General features: G+C 43.2%; 17 protein-coding genes. 15 read left to right on the top strand and 2 right to left on the bottom strand.

The annotated features are described in order from the left end of the window. The first annotated feature begins 142 nt into the window (after positions 1–142). Complete coding sequence (locus KSZ58_RS12065) at positions 143–1,873, top strand: GH25 family lysozyme (protein ID WP_008816525.1); 1,731 nt, start codon at positions 143–145, stop codon at positions 1,871–1,873. Positions 1,874–2,031: 158 nt separating this feature from the next. Here KSZ58_RS12065 and KSZ58_RS12060 read toward each other — a convergent pair whose 3' ends face one another. After that, a complete protein-coding gene (locus KSZ58_RS12060) occupies positions 2,032–3,198 on the bottom strand; it encodes an iron-containing alcohol dehydrogenase (protein WP_002606068.1) in 1,167 nt (388 codons plus the stop codon). Positions 3,199–3,216: 18 nt separating this feature from the next. Then, the gene (locus KSZ58_RS12055; RefSeq protein ID WP_002606067.1) at positions 3,217–3,984 is read right to left on the bottom strand and encodes a DeoR/GlpR family DNA-binding transcription regulator; all 768 of its coding nucleotides are present in this window, start codon (positions 3,982–3,984) and stop codon (positions 3,217–3,219) included. A 335-nt stretch (positions 3,985–4,319) separates the two neighbouring features. Between KSZ58_RS12055 and KSZ58_RS12050 the strand changes: the two genes are divergently transcribed. From KSZ58_RS12050 to ftsX (KSZ58_RS11985), 14 genes are all read left to right on the top strand, one after another. Then, positions 4,320–5,651, top strand: a complete 1,332-nt coding sequence (locus tag KSZ58_RS12050) for a Na+/H+ antiporter NhaC family protein (RefSeq protein ID WP_009589140.1) — start codon at positions 4,320–4,322, stop codon at positions 5,649–5,651. 23 nt (positions 5,652–5,674) lie between these two features. Next, positions 5,675–6,880 carry an S-methyl-5-thioribose kinase gene (gene mtnK / locus KSZ58_RS12045; RefSeq protein ID WP_008816528.1) on the top strand — a complete coding sequence of 402 codons (1,206 nt, stop codon included), beginning with the start codon at positions 5,675–5,677 and terminating at the stop codon, positions 6,878–6,880. A 200-nt stretch (positions 6,881–7,080) separates the two neighbouring features. Next, a complete protein-coding gene (locus KSZ58_RS12040) occupies positions 7,081–8,133 on the top strand; it encodes a s-methyl-5-thioribose-1-phosphate isomerase (protein WP_002606064.1) in 1,053 nt (350 codons plus the stop codon). A gap of 15 nt (positions 8,134–8,148) precedes the next feature. Further along, complete coding sequence (locus tag KSZ58_RS12035; protein WP_009270660.1) at positions 8,149–9,138, top strand: 2-hydroxyacid dehydrogenase; 990 nt, start codon at positions 8,149–8,151, stop codon at positions 9,136–9,138. Continuing rightward, a complete protein-coding gene (locus tag KSZ58_RS12030; protein WP_009270659.1) occupies positions 9,135–10,571 on the top strand; it encodes an FGGY-family carbohydrate kinase in 1,437 nt (478 codons plus the stop codon). Before KSZ58_RS12035 ends, KSZ58_RS12030 begins: the two co-directional genes overlap by 4 nt. A 15-nt stretch (positions 10,572–10,586) precedes the next feature. After that, positions 10,587–11,261: a class II aldolase/adducin family protein gene (locus tag KSZ58_RS12025; protein WP_009270658.1), complete on the top strand. Its 675-nt coding sequence runs from the start codon at positions 10,587–10,589 to the stop codon at positions 11,259–11,261. 476 nt (positions 11,262–11,737) lie between these two features. Next, the gene (locus KSZ58_RS12020) at positions 11,738–12,253 is read left to right on the top strand and encodes a hypothetical protein (protein ID WP_009270657.1); all 516 of its coding nucleotides are present in this window, start codon (positions 11,738–11,740) and stop codon (positions 12,251–12,253) included. A 185-nt stretch (positions 12,254–12,438) separates the two neighbouring features. Next, on the top strand, positions 12,439–13,911 hold the full coding sequence (locus tag KSZ58_RS12015; RefSeq protein ID WP_009270656.1) for a murein hydrolase activator EnvC: 1,473 nt from the start codon (positions 12,439–12,441) through the stop codon (positions 13,909–13,911). Positions 13,912–14,494: 583 nt separating this feature from the next. Next, positions 14,495–15,361, top strand: a complete 867-nt coding sequence (locus KSZ58_RS12010) for a YitT family protein (RefSeq protein WP_008816536.1) — start codon at positions 14,495–14,497, stop codon at positions 15,359–15,361. A 611-nt stretch (positions 15,362–15,972) separates the two neighbouring features. Then, on the top strand, positions 15,973–16,662 hold the full coding sequence (gene ftsE / locus KSZ58_RS12005) for a cell division ATP-binding protein FtsE (RefSeq protein ID WP_009270655.1): 690 nt from the start codon (positions 15,973–15,975) through the stop codon (positions 16,660–16,662). Continuing rightward, a complete protein-coding gene (gene ftsX / locus KSZ58_RS12000; RefSeq protein ID WP_008816538.1) occupies positions 16,655–17,551 on the top strand; it encodes a permease-like cell division protein FtsX in 897 nt (298 codons plus the stop codon). Before ftsE (KSZ58_RS12005) ends, ftsX (KSZ58_RS12000) begins: the two co-directional genes overlap by 8 nt. Next, the gene (locus KSZ58_RS11995) at positions 17,548–18,945 is read left to right on the top strand and encodes a murein hydrolase activator EnvC (RefSeq protein ID WP_008816539.1); all 1,398 of its coding nucleotides are present in this window, start codon (positions 17,548–17,550) and stop codon (positions 18,943–18,945) included. The genes ftsX (KSZ58_RS12000) and KSZ58_RS11995 overlap by 4 nt, the downstream gene beginning before the upstream one ends. Before the next feature lie 61 nt (positions 18,946–19,006). Continuing rightward, positions 19,007–19,696, top strand: a complete 690-nt coding sequence (gene ftsE, locus KSZ58_RS11990; RefSeq protein WP_009270654.1) for a cell division ATP-binding protein FtsE — start codon at positions 19,007–19,009, stop codon at positions 19,694–19,696. After that, positions 19,689–20,591, top strand: a complete 903-nt coding sequence (ftsX, locus tag KSZ58_RS11985; protein WP_002606055.1) for a permease-like cell division protein FtsX — start codon at positions 19,689–19,691, stop codon at positions 20,589–20,591. The genes ftsE (KSZ58_RS11990) and ftsX (KSZ58_RS11985) overlap by 8 nt, the downstream gene beginning before the upstream one ends. The last annotated feature ends 156 nt before the right edge of the window (positions 20,592–20,747 follow it).

Below are 20,747 nucleotides of genomic sequence, written 5' to 3'. Positions count from 1 at the left end.
TCCTTAAGAATATATGTGAAGGCTTTAAAATATCGTATTTTTAACACATAGTTAATTAAATAATGTTAGTGATTTATAAAAAAATGTGGAAATTAGCTACAGGGATGTTATACTTATATAGAAAAAGAAAGGGGTACTGAATTTGAGAAAACTTTTAGTCACATTGCTGGCAGCCGGTCTTTGCCTGACAGGTGTCCATGCACAAGAAACAGAGAATACAGATGGTACTGTAACCAATACAGATACAAATGAAATTAAGACAGTTACAGCAGATACATATCAGCCGATTGGTGAGATGGAAGGAGCTGAAAATGCTGCCATGGGAGACGGTACGCCACAGCAGCCGCAAACGCAGTATAGAAGCAGATCAGCAAATGCCCGCTTGATTGCACCTGTCTGGGGAATGAACGGAACAACGAAAACCTTTACATATACAAAGAATGGACAAAGCGTTGTTGTTGAAAATCCAAAGCAGGTAGTTGATGTCTCTGAGCATGATGGTAAAATAAACTGGGAAAAATTGAAAAGTGAGGGAATTGACGGCGCAATTCTTAGAATCGGATGGGGTGTCGGATACACAGATGAATATTTTGATTATAATATAAGCGAATGTAAGCGTCTGGGAATTCCTTATGGCTTATATCTATACAGCTATGCATATGATGCTAACTTTGCCTATGCGGAAGCGGATAGTACAATTGAACGTCTGCAGGGATATGATTTAACTGATATGTCTTATCCGATTTATTATGATATAGAGGCATTCAAGGCATATAATCATGATGGAGCAACACGTGTTCCACCAAAGGATGTTAAGACGTATGAAAGTATTATCAAAACATACGTTGATAAAATGAACAGCGCAGGTTATAGTGGAAAAGTGCACGTTTACAGCTATCGCAGTTATTGTCAGAAGCAGCTAAACTCTGCCTATATTTTAGGACTTACTTCATGGATTGCAGAATATGGAAGCTATCTGGCGTTTGATAATCCGTACTATACGGGAGACAGAGGATGGCAGTATACATCGGAAGCTGATTTTGAAGGAATTACTCCAGAAAATGTGGATGTTAGTATGTTTACAAATACCCTGCTGAGTCTGCAGACACAAAGTCCTGCAAATCTGACAGCTACGGTAGAGGGAACAAATATCAAGCTGACTTGGGATAAGGTTCCTTACAATACGAGATACCGTGTATATTATCAGACAACAGACGATGGTGAATGGAATTATCTGACATCTCAAACCGGGACTTCCTATACCTTTAAAACGGGAACCTCCGGGGCATCCTACCGCTTCGTTGTCAGAACAGCAAACCTTATAAATGGCGAGTATAAATTTAGCCAAGCAAGCTTCAGTAACCGTCTGACTTATCCGCAAAAAAAGGCGCAGGGGTTCTATAATCTGTCCAGAAGAGTCCGTGTATTCTCGTCACCGAATGCTGCAAATTACAATCGCTATGATCCATTCAAGAAAAAATGGATGGGCAGCATGAAAAATTACAATAACAAACCACTGCTTTTAACAAGAGAATATGTGAATGAAGAAGGTACCTCTTACTGGTCTGCCTATTATAATGGGAAATGGATTGGTTATATAAATTCCTACGCATTGAAAAACAGTGTGAAAAAGGATACGTATTTTGGATGGGGAGATAATAATGCTCGAGTCTTTAATACACCGAATCCACAGAAATACTGGCTTTATAACGCACCGGCAGATAAATGGGTGAAGCGAATGACTGGTTATCGTAATCAGAAATTTACAATCAAACGTTCTCTTGCCAGAGCAGATGGAAGCTTGTATTATTCCTGCTATATCGGAGATAAGTGGATTGGCTATATCAATAGCTGGGGATTCCAGAATCAATAGAGAGTGATAAGGTATTTGCATAGGTATGTATATAATGTACAGGCTGATGCAGATGCCTTTTTTATTGCCCCGCATTTAATCAAGGAAAACATGTTGTGCTTTCAGAACAGTAAAAAGCTTTGCAATCACGGACCTGCATTCGTGATGACAAAGCTTTTTTATAACGCCATCTTCAGTATATCCACAAAAATTTGTTTATTCAACGCCACATAATGTCCAACACAATCTTTACCATTATTGGTAGCCCGGTTAGCCATCTCCTCAAAATGTGCATCATCGATTCCCATCTCATGCAAGGTGGTTTTCAGATGCAGCGACCGGAAAAATTCCTCCAGCCTGTCCGCAAGGATATAGGCCATATCTTCTTTTGTGTAAACAAATGGATCGACACCAAAAATTCTGCTTGCGAGCTGCGCCAGCTTATCCGGATGATGCGCAGCCATGTAGCGGGCCCATGCGATGGTTACAACAGCCATACCTTCTCCATGCGTAATCCCATACTGTGCACTCAGCTCATGTTCAATACGGTGCGCTCCCCAGTCGCTCTCTCTGCCGATATCCAGCAAATTATTGTGCGCGATAAAGGCGAGGCACTGTACCTCAGAACGCGCATGAATGTCATCCGGCTTCTTCATCAAACGGCGGGCATTCACCATGAGGGCCTGCATTGTACCCTCCAGCATATAATCTGTCGTATCAACATGCTCCGTATTGGTGAAATAGCGCTCCAGCATATGAGAGAGAATATCTGCAATTCCTGCCGATGTCTGATAGGCCGGAAGCGTTCTGGTATACTCCGGATTCATGATTGCGAATTTCGGGATGATGCAATCGTACTCAATGCCGCATTTGTGCAGCCCATTGGAAATGATGGAACAATTGGAGCACTCGGAGCCGCTCGCAGGTATGGTGGTGATAACACCAACCGGTACAGCCGTTTCAGGAACAGCAGCATATTCGAAGAAGTCCCATACATCATGCTCATAGGGTATTCCTGCTGCCACTGCCTTTGCTGTATCGATCGAGCTGCCTCCACCCACGGCAAGTACGAAATCAATCTTTTTTTCCTTTCCCAGTGTGATCAGCTCACGTACAAGCTCGATTTTCGGATTCGGAACAACACCGCCCTCTTCATAGAAGGCGATGCCACTTTGAACACAAGCCTTACGAACAGCATCCCAGATTCCTAGCTCTTTGATAAAATCTCCGCTGTAAACCAGCAAAAGATTTGAAACATGAAATTCCCTGAACAGATCAGGAAGCTGATCCAGTGCATGATCGCCAAACAGAATCCGTACAGGGTTGTGATACGTAAAATTTCTCATGATGTCCTCCTATCGTATTTACGAATAAATAATTTCGATAGATGACTTTCTGCAATACTCCTCCCATGTCTCACTGAGCGGCTGATCCGTTATCAACAGGTCAACTCCGGCAAGGTCATAAAACAGGACGTCCGATATGGAATCAAACTTTGTATGATCGACAATCAGGACTTTATAGTGGGAATTTTCCAGCATATGCTTGCGCACCTCTGCCTCATTCAGGTTGTTGTCAGAGAGTCCATGCTGCAGATGCAGTGCCGGACAGGAGATAAAGGTGATATCCGCAAAATTCTGCTTCAGCGTATCTGTCGTCCGATACCCGGTAAAGGATGCAGTTGCCCGATGAAGCTGTCCACCCAGACAAATCAGATTCACATTGGATGACTGGGAATTAAACAGAGAACTGATACGCAGCGAATTGGTGATCAATGTAATACATTTCCCGGATGAGATGATTGCCTCCGCAAGCTTCAGACATGTCGTGCTGGAATCCAGCATAATGACAGAATGATCCTTGATGATATCCACCGCCTTGTCCGCCATCTGTTCCTTTTCACTGGCGAAGAATGATTCACGTAATTCAATCGGCACACCCTTGTCGTATTTATCCGGCAGATAGGCACCACCATGAATTTTGTTGAGCTTTCCGGCCGCTTCCATTTCCTTGATATCCCGGCGTATTGTCTCTTCTGAGCAATCCAGTACCTTGCTGAGCTCGGAAACAAGTACACTGCCCTTTTCGTGCAGCTCCTTTTCAATAAACAACTGCCGTTCTAGCTTTAACATACGTCTTCCCTCTTTCTTATCGTAATATTTCTATGAATATTATATAAGTTTATTTGGAAATGGTCAATCATCCTCCTTCAAAATCCCATATAATCAAACAGAAAGTCACATCGACATCTATAATATAACAATATCCAACATGAAAAGCAAGGGTAAACACAAATAAAACAACAAAAAGTAACACAAAACTGTTGACATGTGACTGAATATGTTGTATTTTCGTTGTAGGGGGTTTCATTTCGGTCAGAAAACAATATTTGAGAAGGGAGGGAAGCACAGGACAGCTGCCGAGGGTGAAGCTACTTAAAGAATCATGTGATACTTGAGGAGGTACTATGAAAAATGAAAAGAAAGGCAGTTTTCTTGGATTGCTGCCGCTGATTGTATTCCTTGTTGCGTACATGGGTACGGGACTTGGAACAGGAAGCTTTGACAACATGCCGCTGATGACGGGAATCGCCATCGCATCCGGAGTCGCATTACTGTTAAACAAAAGAGATAAGAAAACACCATTCGAGGAAAAAATTGCATTGTACTGTAAAGGAGGAGGAGAAGAAACTCTGATTCTGATGGTTCTGATTTTCCTGCTTGCCGGTGCTTTTGGCGGAGTCGCAAAGGGAATGGGAGCCGTTGATTCTATCGTAAACATGGGACTTACCATTCTTCCCGGAAATCTGATTCTGCCCGGAATCTTCCTGATTGGCTGTCTGTTGAGCTTCTCCATGGGAACATCCATGGGAACCGTTGCCGCACTCATGCCGATTGCAGTCGATATATCCAATAAAACGGGCATCAATGTCTGTCTGTTAGCCGGAGCCGTTGTCGGCGGTGCAATGTTTGGAGATAATCTTTCCTTTATTTCCGATACGACCATTGCCGCAACACGAACGCAGGAGGTATCCATGAAGGATAAATTCAAAGCGAATATACTGATGGTTCTGCCTGCTGTTGTCATCAATGTGATTCTGCTCGCTATCCAGTCTGGAGGCGATGTGAGTCTTGGAAATATCGGTTCCTTCAGCTTTGTGAATATCATACCGTATATTTTGGTCATCGCCTTGTCCCTGGTCGGCTTGAATGTTGTGGTCGTGATGATCATCGGTATTTTATCCGGAGTGATCATCGGATGCTTCAATGGCGGTTTTACCCTGATACAGTCGCTTACGATTATTCATGACGGTGCAATCGGTATGGAGGATATGGCTTTGATCGCCGTTATGGTCGGCGGTATGGTAGAGCTGATGAAACACTTCGGCGGTATGGATTTCCTGATGAATCAGCTGACCAAAGGGGCAAAATCATCCAGAGGCGGCGAGCTGTCCATTGCGGCTCTGGTAAGTCTTCTGGACATTGCGACTACCAACAATACAATATCGATTATCGCAGCCGGTCCGATTGCCAGAGATATTGCGGATAATTTCCATATTTCAAGATCGCGTGTCGCAAGTATCCTGGATCTGTTTTCCTCCGCATTTAATGGTCTGTTGCCATATGCCGGACAGCTGCTGGTAGCCGGAGGTCTGGCGAATGTATCGCCAACCGCTATCATGGGCTATAACTGGTATTCCATGCTGATGATTGTCTTCGGAATTGTCTTTATCATCATCGGATTTCCGAAATTCAAGGATATCAGAACGAAAAAAGAACAGGTTGAAAAGGAAGCATAGAAGAATATAAGGTGGAAATGTATATGAATAACTATGAGCATCACATGTTGCTGGATGTGGAGGAAGTAAAATGCTATGTCACCTCCAAGCTGCAATACTTTCAAAAGGATGAAGTTCTGCAGGCAGAGGAAATCGGTGATGGAAACATCAATTATGTTTTCCGTGTATGGAATCCGGATAGTGGAAAATCCATCATCATAAAGCAGGCAGATAAATTTCTGCGCTCTTCCGGAAGAGCGCTGGATGTATATCGTAATAAGATTGAAGCGGAAATTCTCAAACTGGAGGGTATGCTGGCAGAGGGCTTTGTACCAAAGGTTTATGCCTATGATGAAACAATGTGCGTGCTGGCAATGGAGGATATTTCGGCCTATAAAAATATGAGGAAAGAGCTGATGGAAGGTCGATTCTTTCCCCACTTTGCAGAAAATATCGCAGAATTTCTGGCAAGGACACTTCTGCCTACAACAGATTTGGTGCTGGATCGGGCAGTGAAGAAAGATAATGTCAGGCTCTTCCTGAATAAGGAGCTGTGTGATATTACAGAAGATCTTGTGCTTACAGAGCCATATGATAATTACAAGAATCGTAATATCGTATTACCGGAAAATGAGGAGTTTGTGAAAGAGTTTCTATATGAGAATGAGCAGCTGAAAGCCGATGTTGCCCAGCTTAGAGATAGCTTTATGAACCATGCGCAGGCACTGGTGCATGGAGATCTGCATTCCGGCTCCATCTTCATCAATGAGCAGGGAATAAAAATTATCGATCCGGAATTTGCGTTTTACGGACCAATGGGATATGACATCGGAAATGTGATTGGCAATCTCTTCTTCGCCTGGGCAAGAATACAGTTTATAGAACCCCGGCATACAGAATTTATCACCTGGTGTTCACATACGGTGGCAGATACGATTGATCTGACCATGGAAAAGCTGTCAAAGGTTTATGAACAATGCGTGGAATGTCCGCTGTATCGTACCAAGGAATTTAAGCAGCACTATCTCAGAGATGTAATGAGTGATTCCCTTGGCTATGCAGGGACGGAAATTATTCGCAGAGTTGTGGGGGATTCCAAGGTTATGGAGGTCACCTCAATCAAAGAGACAGACAAGCGTGTAGCCTTTGAGCGTGCATTGCTGAAAATGGGAATCTGGCTGATACGGAATCGAAAGGTGATTCATGAGGGAATGGAAGTAAGTGAACAATTTAACATGATTTGTTCATAGGGCTGATGAACCTTGAGGGATTGTGTGTAGTGCTTTGGCATTTACGCTACAACAGCACATACACACGCTCTCTGCATGTAGGCATGGTACTTGGTTTATGAAGTAAGGGGCTTTGTGCGGTACGCTGATGAAATAAATTGAGGTCGGTACATGCTATGCGCTATAAAGGGTTAACTATGATAAGGAAGGAAGCTGATACAATGGAAAGACAGGACAAGGGGCTTGCATATCTGCTGCAATATGAGCATGTGGCATGGTTTGAAAACGGTATGGTCCGTATACTGGATCGGAGAATTTATCCGAGTGTTATCCGCTACGTGGAATGTAAGGATTATCGGGAGGTTGTTCAGGCGATACGGGACATGGTGACGCAAAGTGCCGGACCGTATACCGCAGCCGGTATGGGAATGGCCCTGGCAGCATGGCAGATACGAAATGCAGACCAGAAGGAGCAGAAGGAATTTCTGAAGACTGCAGCTGAGGATATCGCTACAGCCAGAATTACGACTGCAAACCGCTACCGTGTCATAACAAGCGGATGCCTGCAGGCAGCCTATGCGGCAATCGATCGGGGCGAGAATGCGGTAGAGGCGATCATACAAAGAACACTGGAATCATTAAATCGCAGATATGCGACAATGGAAAAGGTAGCGGAATATCTGGTTGATCAGATACCGGAGAAAGGGCGTGTACTGACACAGTGCTTTGGAGAAACGATTGTAGGCATGATGTGTCGTGTTGCACAGCGTAGAAACAGACAGGTGGAGTTTTATCATGCGGAAACAAGACCCTACCTGCAGGGTGCGCGGCTGACCTCCAGTGTATGTCATGAAATGGGCTTCTCCTCAACGGTGATTACTGATAATATGGTTGCCTATGCAATGGAAAACAAGGGGATATCACTATTTACCTCTGCCGCAGATACAATCGCCGGGGATGGACATATCGCAAATAAGGTCGGAACCATGCAGATTGCAATTCTGGCAAAATACTTCCATATTCCGTATTTTGTGACAGGTATACCGGATGCAGATAAGCGCAGTAAGGCGGATATCATTATCGAGGAACGCGATCCGCAGCAGGTACTCTGCTATCGCGGTATCAACAATACCCTGCCCGGTGTTCAGGCGATTTATCCATCCTTTGATATTACTCCACCCTATCTGATTGATGGTGTCATAACAGATAAGGGGGTATATAGTGCATATGATGTCGCAGCTTATTTTGAGGAAGATGTATCACAGTTTTATTGATAAGGAGGTCGGTTTATGAAGGTTTACGTACGTGCTCCCATGTCTGAAATCAGACTGCGGGAGCTGCAGGAGCTGTTTGAAGAGGTCGTATATGATCCATGGAATAAAACAGGAGAGCGCTTTTATGAAAAAGAGATGCTGGAGGCGCTGAAAACGGTGCAGCCGGATATTCTGATTACAGAGCTGGATCGCATCACGGAAGCTGTAGTATCCAACTATAAAGGGTTAAAGGTAATTGGTGACTGCCGTGCAAATCCAGCAAATATTGATATAGAGGCATGCAGTGCTCATGGAATACCGGTTTTGTGTACTCCGGCCCGGAATGCGACGGCTGTAGCGGAAATGCTGGTGGGAATGCTGATTGCCTATATGCGCAAGCTGCTTCCTGCAACTGCATGGGTCAGGGACGGACAATGGATAGAAGGAACAACACCGTATTATACATGGATGGGAAATGAGCTGCATGGCAAGCATGTCGGCTTCGTCGGTTTTGGTGCCGTGGGAAAAGCGGCTGCACACCTGCTGGACGCATTCGGGTGCAGCATCAGCTATTACGATCCGTATGTCAGTGATACGCCATATACAAAATGTGAGCTGCAGGAGCTGTTTGCCGCATGTGATATCATTTCCATTCATCTGCCGGTGCTTCCTGCTACAGAGAAGCTGATTTCAAGAGATTTGCTGTATACGATGAAACCGGATGCTGTTTTTGTGAATACCGCAAGAAGTGCTGTCGTAGATATGGAAGCATTGCAGGATATGGCAAGAGAGAAACGCATTAAGGGGATTCTTCTGGATGTGCTGAACAGCGAGCCGCCATTACCGGATGACTTGAAAATCATAGAAAATGACAATGTCCTTTTAACACCGCATATCTGTGGAGCCACCTATGAAGTTACAGACCATCAGTCGGATATCATCACAGAGCGCTTAAAGGCCTGGAAAAAGCAGGAGCAGCTGGAGCGTATCGTATACAATTATCACTCCCTGAAGATGCCGTTATGAAGCATTATATGATCGTGGATATAGGAACCGGTAATTCAAGAGTTGCTCTGGTTCGTGAGGATGGCGCATTGATTTGCGTGAAAACCTTTGAAAATATCTATTATATTGATGAGGCATATGAGGATGCGCAGTATTTTGATCCTTCGTTTTGGAAGCGCAACATCTTAGGACTTTGTCGGGAAATCATTCATATGTATCCAAATATCACGATCGATGCCATATCCTCCTCCGGTGCCAGAGAAAGTATTGTCCTCATCAACCGGAAACAGGAAGACTTCTATGGACTTCCCAATATTGATAACCGGGGAAGAGCGTGGATGGCAGAGATACAGAAGGATGGGATCTATGAGAAAACGGGGCGCTGGGTTACGGAGGATTTTCCTGCTGCTAAGCTTATGGGCCTATCAAAGCGCAGAAAAGAAATTTTCGATCAGGTACAAACCTTTACAAGCCTGAGCGAGTGGATTGGCTATGTTTTATGTGGAAAGCTTGCCATCGAACCTTCGCAGGCGTGTGAAACACAGCTATATGACATTGGTACGCAGCAATGGAGTGAAGAACTGATAAAGCGGTTCAAGCTGGAGCAGCTTACCATGCCGCCCCTGCTGAATGCAGGCTCTCTTCTGGGTTTTATGAGAGAGGATATCAAGGAGCAGCTTGGAATCGCCTATGACATTCCCTTTCTTATAGGCGGGGCAGATACGCAGGTGGCAGTGCTTGGAGCCGGTATGCAGGAAGGGGATATTGCTGTTGTATCAGGAACAACGTCTCCTGTGGTGACGCTGAGAACAGAACGATACTGTGATCCGCAGCAGCGCTGCTGGACGGATTCCTGGTTAAAGGGCAGCATGTATCAGATGGAAACAAACCCCGGTGTTACGGGATTGAACTATCAGCGCATTCGAAATCTGCTCTTTGACGGTGTGAGCTATGAGGATCTGGAGGCAGCATTGAAGGAAGTAAACAGCATAAAATGCACCGCATCCTTTTCCTCTCTGGATTTTGAACATGCCTGCGGCTATAAAAACGGCGGCTTCTTCATGCGCCCGCCATTTCGCGCCGATTTGCATCGAATAGATCTTGCATGGGCCCTGGTGGGGGATATCGCCTGTTCTATTTTTTATCAGTATCGACAGCTGCTGCAGATGCTGCCGATACAGCATGATAAAATTCTGGGCTGCGGCGGCGGTTTTCAATCGGAAATGCTGTGTCAGCATCTCAGTGATCTGACGCAGAAGGCTCTGGTACTGCCGGATAATTTCCATCAGGCATCTATTATGGGCTGTGTAGCTGTATGCAATTCTTATTGGAATATTCATACAGACACAAATGAGCGAGCGTACAAAATCTATAAACCGCAAAAGGGATCGCTCATACAGGAGTATTATGAAATATGGAAAACAAATCGAGATAGAGTGAATACGACGGTATAAGGAGGAAAACGAAGTATGTTAATGGAAAAAGAACGACAGGAAATTGTAGATTACGGGAAGAAAATGAGCTCTGCCGGTTTGTCGAAAGGAACATCAGGCAATATCAGCGCCTATGATCCTGTGTGTGGCTATATGGCGATTTCACCATCCGGATTGGATTATTTTGAAACCGCTGCTGAGGATATTGTCATTCTGGATTTGGATGGAAACCTTATAGAGGGAAGCCGGAAGCCATCCAGTGAACATGCGCTGCATGCGACAATTTATAAGCTTCATCCGGATGCGCGAGGTGTGGTGCATGCACATTCTACCTACTGCACAACCTTTGCATGTTTGAAGCAGCCGATTGAAGCCGTACATTATCTGCTTGCTGGAGCGCAAACATCTTGTGTACCCTGTGCTGATTATGCAACCTACGGCACGGAGGCGCTGGCGGAAAAGGTGAGTGAAGCAACGGGGGAAGGACTGGCGATGCTGCTGGCAAATCATGGTATGGTGGCCTGTGGCCCCTCTTTATCAAAAGCCTTCAACGTTGCGGAAAACGTGGAATGGGTTGCGGAAATTCAATGGCGTACCATGTGTGTTGGAAAACCGGCGGTCCTGAGTAAAGAGGAAATTGATGTCGTGATCGAAAGCTTCAAGACATATGGGCAGGTAGAAGAAGGAGCGACAGGCAAGGGCGGATACTGATAAAAACAAGATTATCTGCTTTCCATCATCAGGAAGCACTGTATTAAAAGCTGAATTTCAGAGGTATGAATCACTACTTTTGAATTCCAGCTTTTTTTGTTATATGTTATGTGAATCGCATAACTTGGTTCAGTCTGTGGCAAAAGGAACCTAATGTATTCGATAATGCAATAATGTTCATAAGCTGTGCAGCTATGTCCTTCTAATCTCTTTTGAAAATCACATAGCCTTTAACTTGCTGTAAATAGTAACAACATTTTTCTTAATGATACAAACGATTAGTATATGGTAGAGTAATTATACAAAAATATTAAAAACTATGTGCAAAGTAAAAAGATAAGCGTTATCAAATAATAAGAAGAACACTTAATTATTGTTATACACCACTTGAATATATTTAGTTCAAAACTATTCTGCTTGTAATTAACCATAAATTGTAATATAATATAGTTAACCATTTATAGGAGGAAGAAATAATGAAAAAAATTGGTAAAATGGTTTTAATGATGATGCTTGCAATGCCTATGTTAGGAATCAATGTGACAGCAGCGACTACTGAAAATCCAGATGGTAGAGCGGTAATGAATCCTTGCGATGACATACTTCAACCTGGTGAGTATGCACAGTTTTCACCGCGAAATAGTGGAATGACTTCATACAGAGTCGATAAAGTAGATGCAGCAAAGGATTTGATTTATAATAATAAATTGAAAGCTTGGTTACCTGCTTGGTCTTTGACTGAGGTGTATCAAAATTCTGTTGGCGGTACTGGCAGTTTAGATCAAATACTACGTGTTGGAGAGTATTTTCATCCAGATGGCAAGTTTGCGCAAATTCATAACTTAGGATTTTATGTATATGCAAATAATGCATCAGCGAATACTGTGAAATTAAAGTTCAAGGATAAATGGGGAAAAGATGTGTATGTTTGGGTAAATGCTGGACCTCTGTATGAACATAATCCAAATAATAAAAATGGTAGTTGTAATTAATGATTAAGAACTTTTAAAATAGCATTGAAAAATGCTGCATTATAATGACGGTTCTTACTCAAATGCGGGCAAATTCTCCCTTTTGCAAACACCCTAAAATAAGAAAGAACCACAATGATGTACGTATTTTTCAGTTAGTAATATAAAATTACTATGATTATACGAAAGGGAATGGTTAAACAGCTATGCTACATAAACAAAAAGGCTTTATTTTAGCATTGTTCGCTGCAGGTATCCTATTTATCAGTAATCACGATTTCATGTATGCAGAAAACTTTGAAGGTAAAGAAGATGAAATGAATGCAAAATGTGAAGTGATCAAAAATTCTGAAACACAAGGATTATGCAGACAGTATAAACAATATTTACAGAACAAATCGAATAACCTAGATAATGAAATCAAAGAAATAAAAAATCAGATTAGCAAAGTGAAAGGGAATATTGATAAAATTGCTCCTCTCATTAAAGAGAATAATGAAAAAATAGAGCAGTATGATAAACAGATACATAAAGTTCAGTTGAATATTGAAACTATGCAAAATTCCATTGAGGATATGAATGCTAAAATCAGTGAGAAGGAAAACGATATCAAAGAACGTGATCAACAGATGCGCGAACGTCTGATTGAAATGCAGGCTTACACCGGAAGCAATTACTATATCGATTTCCTTATGGGATCATCAAGTTTTGTTGATCTTTTGCGTCGCACGGAAATCGTTGGTGAATTAAACACGTATGAAAACGAACAAATCAGTATACTGAACAAGGAAAAGCAAAAACTCAACGAGGATCGCGCCATTGTGAAAGAGCAAAAAGAGCTTCTAATTGAGCAGCAAAACAATATAAAGGATGATAAGTTGCGGGTTGAAACACTGAACAATGTGAAGCAGGAACTTTTGAACGGTTATCATAAGCAAGAGTCAAAGCTGAGTGCGCAGAAGCGTCAGATCCAAATGGCCCAGACATCACTTCCTAAAATTGACCTGGCAATAGCAGAAGAATTTGATAAGCCGAAAAAGCCGGATACTGCTAAGCCTGACAACAATACCAATAATGATATTAAAAAACCAGATACGCAGACACCTCAGGAACCAGTGGTTCCGAATCAACCGAATGATACTTCAAATAACGATTCTTTTCTGGTACCTCTATCCTATGGATGGCATTATGAATCTGGAACATGGCATTATCCTGGCGGAGGTGGTCATATGGGGATGGACTTCTCTACAGGAGGTACAATAAATATCCCTGTACAGGCTCCTGCAGCTGGAGTCATCCTTCATACATATTCAGGCTGTGGAAATGGTTACAGTAACTGCGGTATTCCAATTGGCGGTGGAAATAATGTATTGCTGCTTACAAAAAAAGGAAATACCATCTACGCAATGCCATTTTATCATATGACTTCTATTGCAGTTACGCCAGGACAGAAGGTATCACAGGGGCAGGTGCTTGGATATTCAGGAGACTCCGGATGGAGTTTGGGGAATCATTGCCATGTGGAAATCATTCGTGTTGGAAATATGAGTATGTCTGAGGCATTGCATATTTATAACAGTAGTAATGACCTTACATTTGGAACAGGGTGGAATGCAGAGGTACCGAACGCCTGCGGCAGCGCACCATGCAGAGAGCGTCCAGAAAACTACTGGCTCTGATTTAAATATAATGGGAAGTAGAAATCAACAAAGATTGAGAATTTTTTGTTATGATTCATAAAATAGACAAACTCCAAAGGATCACAGATTGTGATAAGACAGATTAGAATGCCGCAGAAAGGAAAAGCTGATTGAAGTAATCAGATAAAATGATGCTAGACTTCTGAAGGTTATTGAAGCAAAAAGCAGAGAACGTTAAAAGAGACATGGATATTTTGATGATGAGCTATCCAGCATTTTGTAAGTTTTCACCTTTTATACTATATGCAACATAAAAAATTTGAACTTTATGAAACAGCTACACATATAAGGGTCTATTATGTAGGTGTTTTCTATATTTTAATACTACTTACAGCATATAGTACAGGATTAAATTCGTGGTTTTTCATTACATCAAGGTACAGAAAAGCTCTACAACGTCTGATTGATATTATCCATTGTATTTCAGTACACCTGTTCTGTTTTTAATTGTCCTGATGTTAAGCTGAAAGATCGATATTCAGAGTAATTCCTGTTATAAATGTCTTGGATTACATATCTTCCTGTGTTATAATTGCGGGCAGCAGGAATCGAGGTGCAGCATATGCAGAATCATAATAAAAAGGATCAAATCATAGAAATTATCAGTATCGTCATGGGAAATCTGATTATTGCAGCAGGCGTTACATTCTTTATTCTCCCTCTGGATATTCTTTCCGGAGGGGTGGCAGGAATAGCGGTTGCTCTGCAGCCGATTTTCAACCTGTCTCCACGTCTTGTTATTAACGGTCTAACAATCGGTTTATATCTGCTAGGAGCAGCGTTGCTGGGAAAACGCTTTGCATTGAAAACCGTCGTTTCCACGATTGTCTATCCTCTTTTTATCTCCGTATTGGGCATGCTGTGGTCGGATGTTCAGGTGACGAGCAATCCATTACTAGCATCTATCTATGCAGGTGTATGCACCGGTATCGGTATTGGACTGGTTTATCGTGTAGGTGGCAGTACGGGAGGAATGGATATCCCACCGCTGATAATTAACAAATACACGAAAATCGCTTTGCCTACGCTGGTTATGTGTATAGACGGTGCGACTGTTCTTTTAGGAGCAAGTGTTTATGGAGTGGAGGCTGCCATGATTGGACTGGTATCCGTTTGGGTATGCGGACAGTTGATTGACAAGGTGATTACCATGGGTTCTCATGAAGCGAAGAATGTTATGATTATCTCTGATAAATTTGAAGAGATGATGCAGGTAATCTATCAGAATATCAACCGCGGTGCCACAATTCTGCATGCTGAGGGTGGCTATACGAGAACAAGCAAGCCGGTGATTATGATGGTGGTGGTCAAGAAGCAGTTTTCTGAATTAAATCATATTATAACTGAGGTCGACCCGGAAGCATTTGTTATCGTCAGTGATGTTAATGAGGTACAGGGAGAGGGCTTTACATATCAGGAACAGCTGTAATGTATCCGTAAAGAGCACGCCAGTATTCTGGTTTTTGCTCTTATTTAATTTTTGTACCCTGTAAAACATGGCAGAGGTAGGTAGGGCTTTTAAATATTTAAGTGTGTATTGTTTGCGCTGATGTGTATATGGCGGCTAATTAAGGAAAGCTTTGTGTCTGTACTTTCATGAACTGAAAACGTCAGGGGTATAAGGTATAGAACTTGTGAAATTGCTTCAAGTATATGCTTGGCATTTGAATATACCGCTTATAGGCAGTGTATAACCCTAATAGGAAAGGACTGTCCAACAAGAACAGGGCTAATGATAAGGTTTGAATTACATTAAATATGAAAGCAAGAGTGTTCATATTTTTTCAGCTTGGTTAATCGTTGATCTTTGTACCATAATAGAACATCAGTATGCTTATCTGACAGAGAATACTGCAGAGGCTGTATATTAATGTTTTTAATCCCATTCGGTTTTCAAAAAATGCTATATGGCTGACAGGTAATGTTTTCTATCTATCATAACTTTTGTGTCTGCATTTTGAAATTGTAAGAATTTTACATACGACAGACACTGTCAACGGTGTCGATTTATGTTATAATGTTAGCCAAAGGAGTGATGAAATGATCCTCTTAAAAAATGTATCCAAATCATATAGGAATGGGGTTCACGCACTGCGTGATATCAATCTTGAAATAGATGAAGGTGAATTTGTTTATATCATCGGTCCGACAGGGTGTGGAAAGTCCACACTGATCAAGCTGCTGGACGGAGAAGAGCTTCCGGATGCGGGAGAGGTATATGTTGCGGAAACCAACGTGGGAAAGCTGCGTCACTCCCGTGTACCCTTTTATCGCCGCAATATCGGTGTCGTGTTTCAGGACTTCCGCCTGCTTCCGAAAATGACAGTCTTTGAAAATATTGCATTTGCTCTGGAGGTGCTGGCGCTGGATAAGGTTACGATTCGACGGCGGGTACGTGAAATTCTGGAGCTGGTATCACTTCAGGATAAGGCAAAATCCTTCCCGGATCAGTTATCCGGAGGACAGCAGCAGCGTGCTACCATCGCCCGGGCCATCGCCAATCATCCCAAGGTGCTGATCGCGGATGAGCCGACAGGAAACCTTGACCCTGAGAAATCGATGGAAATCATCGAGCTGCTGGATAAAATCAACAAGGTGGAGGGGACGACCATCGTAATGGTTACGCATGACTCCACACTCGTGAATACATACAAAAAACGCACGATAGCGCTGGAGGACGGTTTTATCGTTGCGGATATCGCGAAAGGCGGATATATACATCATGATTAGTTTTATACAAAGTCTTCCCAAGCATTTCATGACGGCGCTCCGCAATCTGGGCCGTCATATGGCGATGACATTGTCCAGTGCCTCTGCTGTGGCAGTAACGCTGACACTGATGACTTTGTTTCTCGTGCTTGCGGCCAACATGAACAGCTTTGCGGATCATGTGGAAACAAATCTGAAAATTCATGCATCCATTGATTCCCTGCAGAAGCAGGATGAAATTGAACACATGGAAAAGCTGATCAAAGGAATCTCCGGTGTGAAAACAGTGGAATTCTCCAGCAAAGAGGATGAGCTGAACATCCTGATTGAGGAAAGCGGTTCGGTGTTTGAACGCTACAAGGAACGCAATCCGATGCCAAATGTATTCATCGTGGAGGTGGAGAAGGCAACCGATATTCCTCAGATTACAAAAACATTAAACAATATGGAAGGTATTGAAAAGGCACAGTATGGCGGAGAAAGCATACAGGATATGATTGACACCTTTGAAACGATACGATACGGAGGTGCCGTCTTTATACTGGCACTGGGTGTGCTTGCGATATTCCTGATTACCAATACTATTAAAATGACAATTTATACAAGGCAGACAGAAATTTCCATTATGCGAAACGTAGGGGCAGGAAACTGGTATATCAAAACACCGTTCATGTTCGAAGGTATGCTCATTGGAATGATCGGTGCATTGATTCCTGTGATTCTGACGATATTCGGTTATGGCTTTCTCTATGATTTCTTTGGCGGGCAATTCATGAGCAGCATGTTCGTTATGCAGAAGCCATATCCCTTCACCTTGCAGATTGCAGGGGTGCTATTCCTGAGTGGAGCTGTTGTGGGCATTATTGGCAGCTTTCTGGCAGCAACGAAATATTTGAGGTGGCGTCGATGAAAATGAAGAAACTTATGATTACAGGCTGTGTGGCGGCAATGCTGTTTCTGGTACCGTCACAGAAAAACAGCTGGCTGTATGCAGCAGATTTTGAAGGAAATGAAGAAGCATGGCTGAACAAATGCAGTGTTGCTCAGGAAAGTGAAGCGGCAGCGCAGCAGTGTGCGGCCTTTAAGGAATACTATGCGGGGCTGAGCAGCTCTTTAGAAGGAGAGGTATCCTCTCTGGATAAGAAAATATCCGCAATCAAAAGCAATATTGAGGAAATAACCTCCGTTATGAAGCAGCTGCAATCCTTGATTGATAAACTGGATAAGAATATCGAAATCAATAAAGCCAATATTCGAACCATTGAAGGTCAGATTTCCAAGCTGAATGTGGAAATCAAAAAGAAGCAGAAGGATATCGATCAGCGGAATAAGATCATCACCGATCGCATGCTTGATGAACAGGCGGTGACCGGCACCAATATGGATGTGGAGGTCATTATGGGCTCCAAGGATCTTGTTGATATGATTCGTAAGGTGGATGGTCTGCAGAGAATCACAGACAGTGATCAGGTGGAAATTAAAAAGCTGCAGAAGGATAAAGCTGAGCTGGATCATCAGAAAAGCGAGAAAAACCGGCTGAAGGCTGATGTGGAAGCGAAAAAAGCGGAGAACGAGAAAAATAAGAAAGAAACAGAAAAGGTACAGAAGCAGAAAAAGAAGCTTCTGGAGGAATACCGTAAGCAGGAAGCTGAACTGAATGAGAAAATGCGTTCGGTGCAGGTGGATATCGCAAGCATTCAGAACAATATAATCAATATCAATACCTCTGTCGCAGGAAAGCTGGATTTCAGTGGAAATGGTGCGCTTATGATGCCGGTTCGCGGAGGCAGCGTGTCTGCCGGTACCTGGTATTATCCTGACGGTGGAGTGCATTTAGGTCTTGATATTGCAACCTCGATTGGTACATCTTTGGTAGCGCCTGCTGATGGCATAATTTTATATGCGGACAATCCGGCACCAACTAACGGTGGATTTCTCAATAACTGGATTGGTTATCCTGCTGGCGGTGGTAATACGATTCAAATGTTGACACAGGCAGGCGGAACCACATATGCGATAAGTTTCTTTCATTTATCCAGAGAAGGCTTTGCGGTATCTGGAGGATCACAGGTAAAGAAGGGGCAGTTATTGGCGTTAACCGGACACAGTGGCAATTCTACAGGACCTCACTGTCACATTGAAGTTATCAATCTGGGAAAAATGAGTATATCCTCTGCAATCTCACAATTCCGTTCCTCTGCTGACTTTGCATGGGGCTGCGGCTGGGGTAATGGAGCATTAAGCAGAACCTGTGGCGTAAGCGGTGCCCCTTGTCGTGAAAAACCGGAAAATATCTTCGGGTAAGCTTACCTATAAGGAACGCTGCCCGTTTCAAGCGTAATTATGAAAAGTCAGGAGTGATGTTATGATCGTAATGGAAAACGTATCAAAAGAATATAAGAATGGTGTACATGCACTGCGGGATATCAATCTTGCCATTGATGATGGAGAATTTGTGTACATCATCGGACCGACCGGTTCAGGTAAATCTACACTGATCAAGCTGCTGGATGGAGAAGAAATCCCAAACAGCGGCACGGTTATGGTGGAAAATATCAATGTGGGAAAGCTGAAGCATTCCCGTGTACCGGTTTACCGCAGAAACATCGGGGTCGTATTTCAGGACTACCGTCTGCTTCCAAGGCTTACAATTTTTGAAAATATCGCATTCGCTCTTGAAGTCATCGGCATGAAAAAGGTGGATATCCGGCGTCGTGTGCGAGAGGTGCTGGAGCTGGTATCGCTGGAAGACAAGGCGAAAGCCTTTCCCAATGAGCTTTCAGGAGGACAGCAGCAAAGGGCGACAATCGGCCGTGCAATTGCCAATCATCCAAAGGTGCTGATAGCGGATGAGCCGACAGGAAATCTTGATCCGGATAAATCTGCGGAAATCATGGAGCTGCTGGAGAAAATCAATGAGGTTGAAAAAACAACGGTTGTCATGGTTACCCATGATTCAACGATCGTAGACCGCTTTAAGAAACGCACCATCTGTCTGGAGGAGGGCTATGTGGTTGCGGATATCATGAAGGGGGGCTACCTGAAGCATGATTAGATTTTTCAAGGCGTTCCCGAAATTCATAAAGACGGCCTTTTTGAGTATCTTTCGTCACATCGCCATGTCCTTATCGGCATCCAGTGCAGTTACCATCACACTGATTCTGTTTTCCGCATTTCTGATGATTGCAGGAAATGTATCTCTGTTTACCAATTCCATCGAGGATGATCTGCAGATTCATGTGGTTTTAAAGGCGGATGTAAAAACACAGAAGAAAATTGATGAGGCAAAAGACGGTCTGGAAAAAATCAGCGGTGTACGCAGGGTGACCTTTTCCGATAAGGATAATGAGCTGGAGCTGATGATTAAGGAAAAGGGGAAGGAATTTGAAATGTACCGCGGTAAGGATAACCCGCTGTGCAATGCCTTCTTTGTGTCCGTGAAGGATGCCAATCAGATCAAAGCCATCAATGCACAGATTGAACAGCTGCCCTTTGTGAAGCAGTCTGTTTACGGAGGAAACAGTGTATCCAAAATGATTTCCGTATTGAATACCATTCGCTCCGGAGGACTCGTCTTTGTCGGATTGCTGACACTGCTGGCACTCTTCCTGATATCCAATTCCATAAAGCTGACAATCTATGCGAGAAATGCCGAAATATCCATTATGCGAAATGTCGGTGCGGCAAACTGGTACATAAAGGTTCCGTTTATGATTGAAGGAATGCTCATAGGTTTAATGGGCGCTGTACTGCCGTGTATCTTTACCTATTTCGGCTATCAGTATTTCTTTGACATGCTGAACGGTCAGATTATAACCAGTCTGTTTACACTACAGCCGATTATGCCGTTTACACTTCAGATTTGCGGTATTCTGCTATTGGGCGGTATGCTGGTCGGACTTGTGGGAAGCTTTTTCTCAACTACGAAGTATCTGCGCTGGAAGCGCTGATATGGACACCGGCACGCAATGAAAGTGCCGCTTTATCAGAATAATCGTAAAAAAGGACTGCCGGGTGTGCATTCCGTGATTACACAGAGCTTTCCAAAGGGAGCGTTCTATGTAAATCTGGGAAGGATGTACTGCTCAGGCAGTCCTTTTCCTTGT

It is taken from the genome of Erysipelatoclostridium sp. DFI.2.3 (assembly GCF_019132535.1).
GTDB lineage: Bacteria > Bacillota_I > Bacilli_A > Erysipelotrichales > Erysipelotrichaceae > Clostridium_AQ > Clostridium_AQ innocuum.
This window is presented reverse-complemented; position numbering and strand designations above follow the sequence as displayed.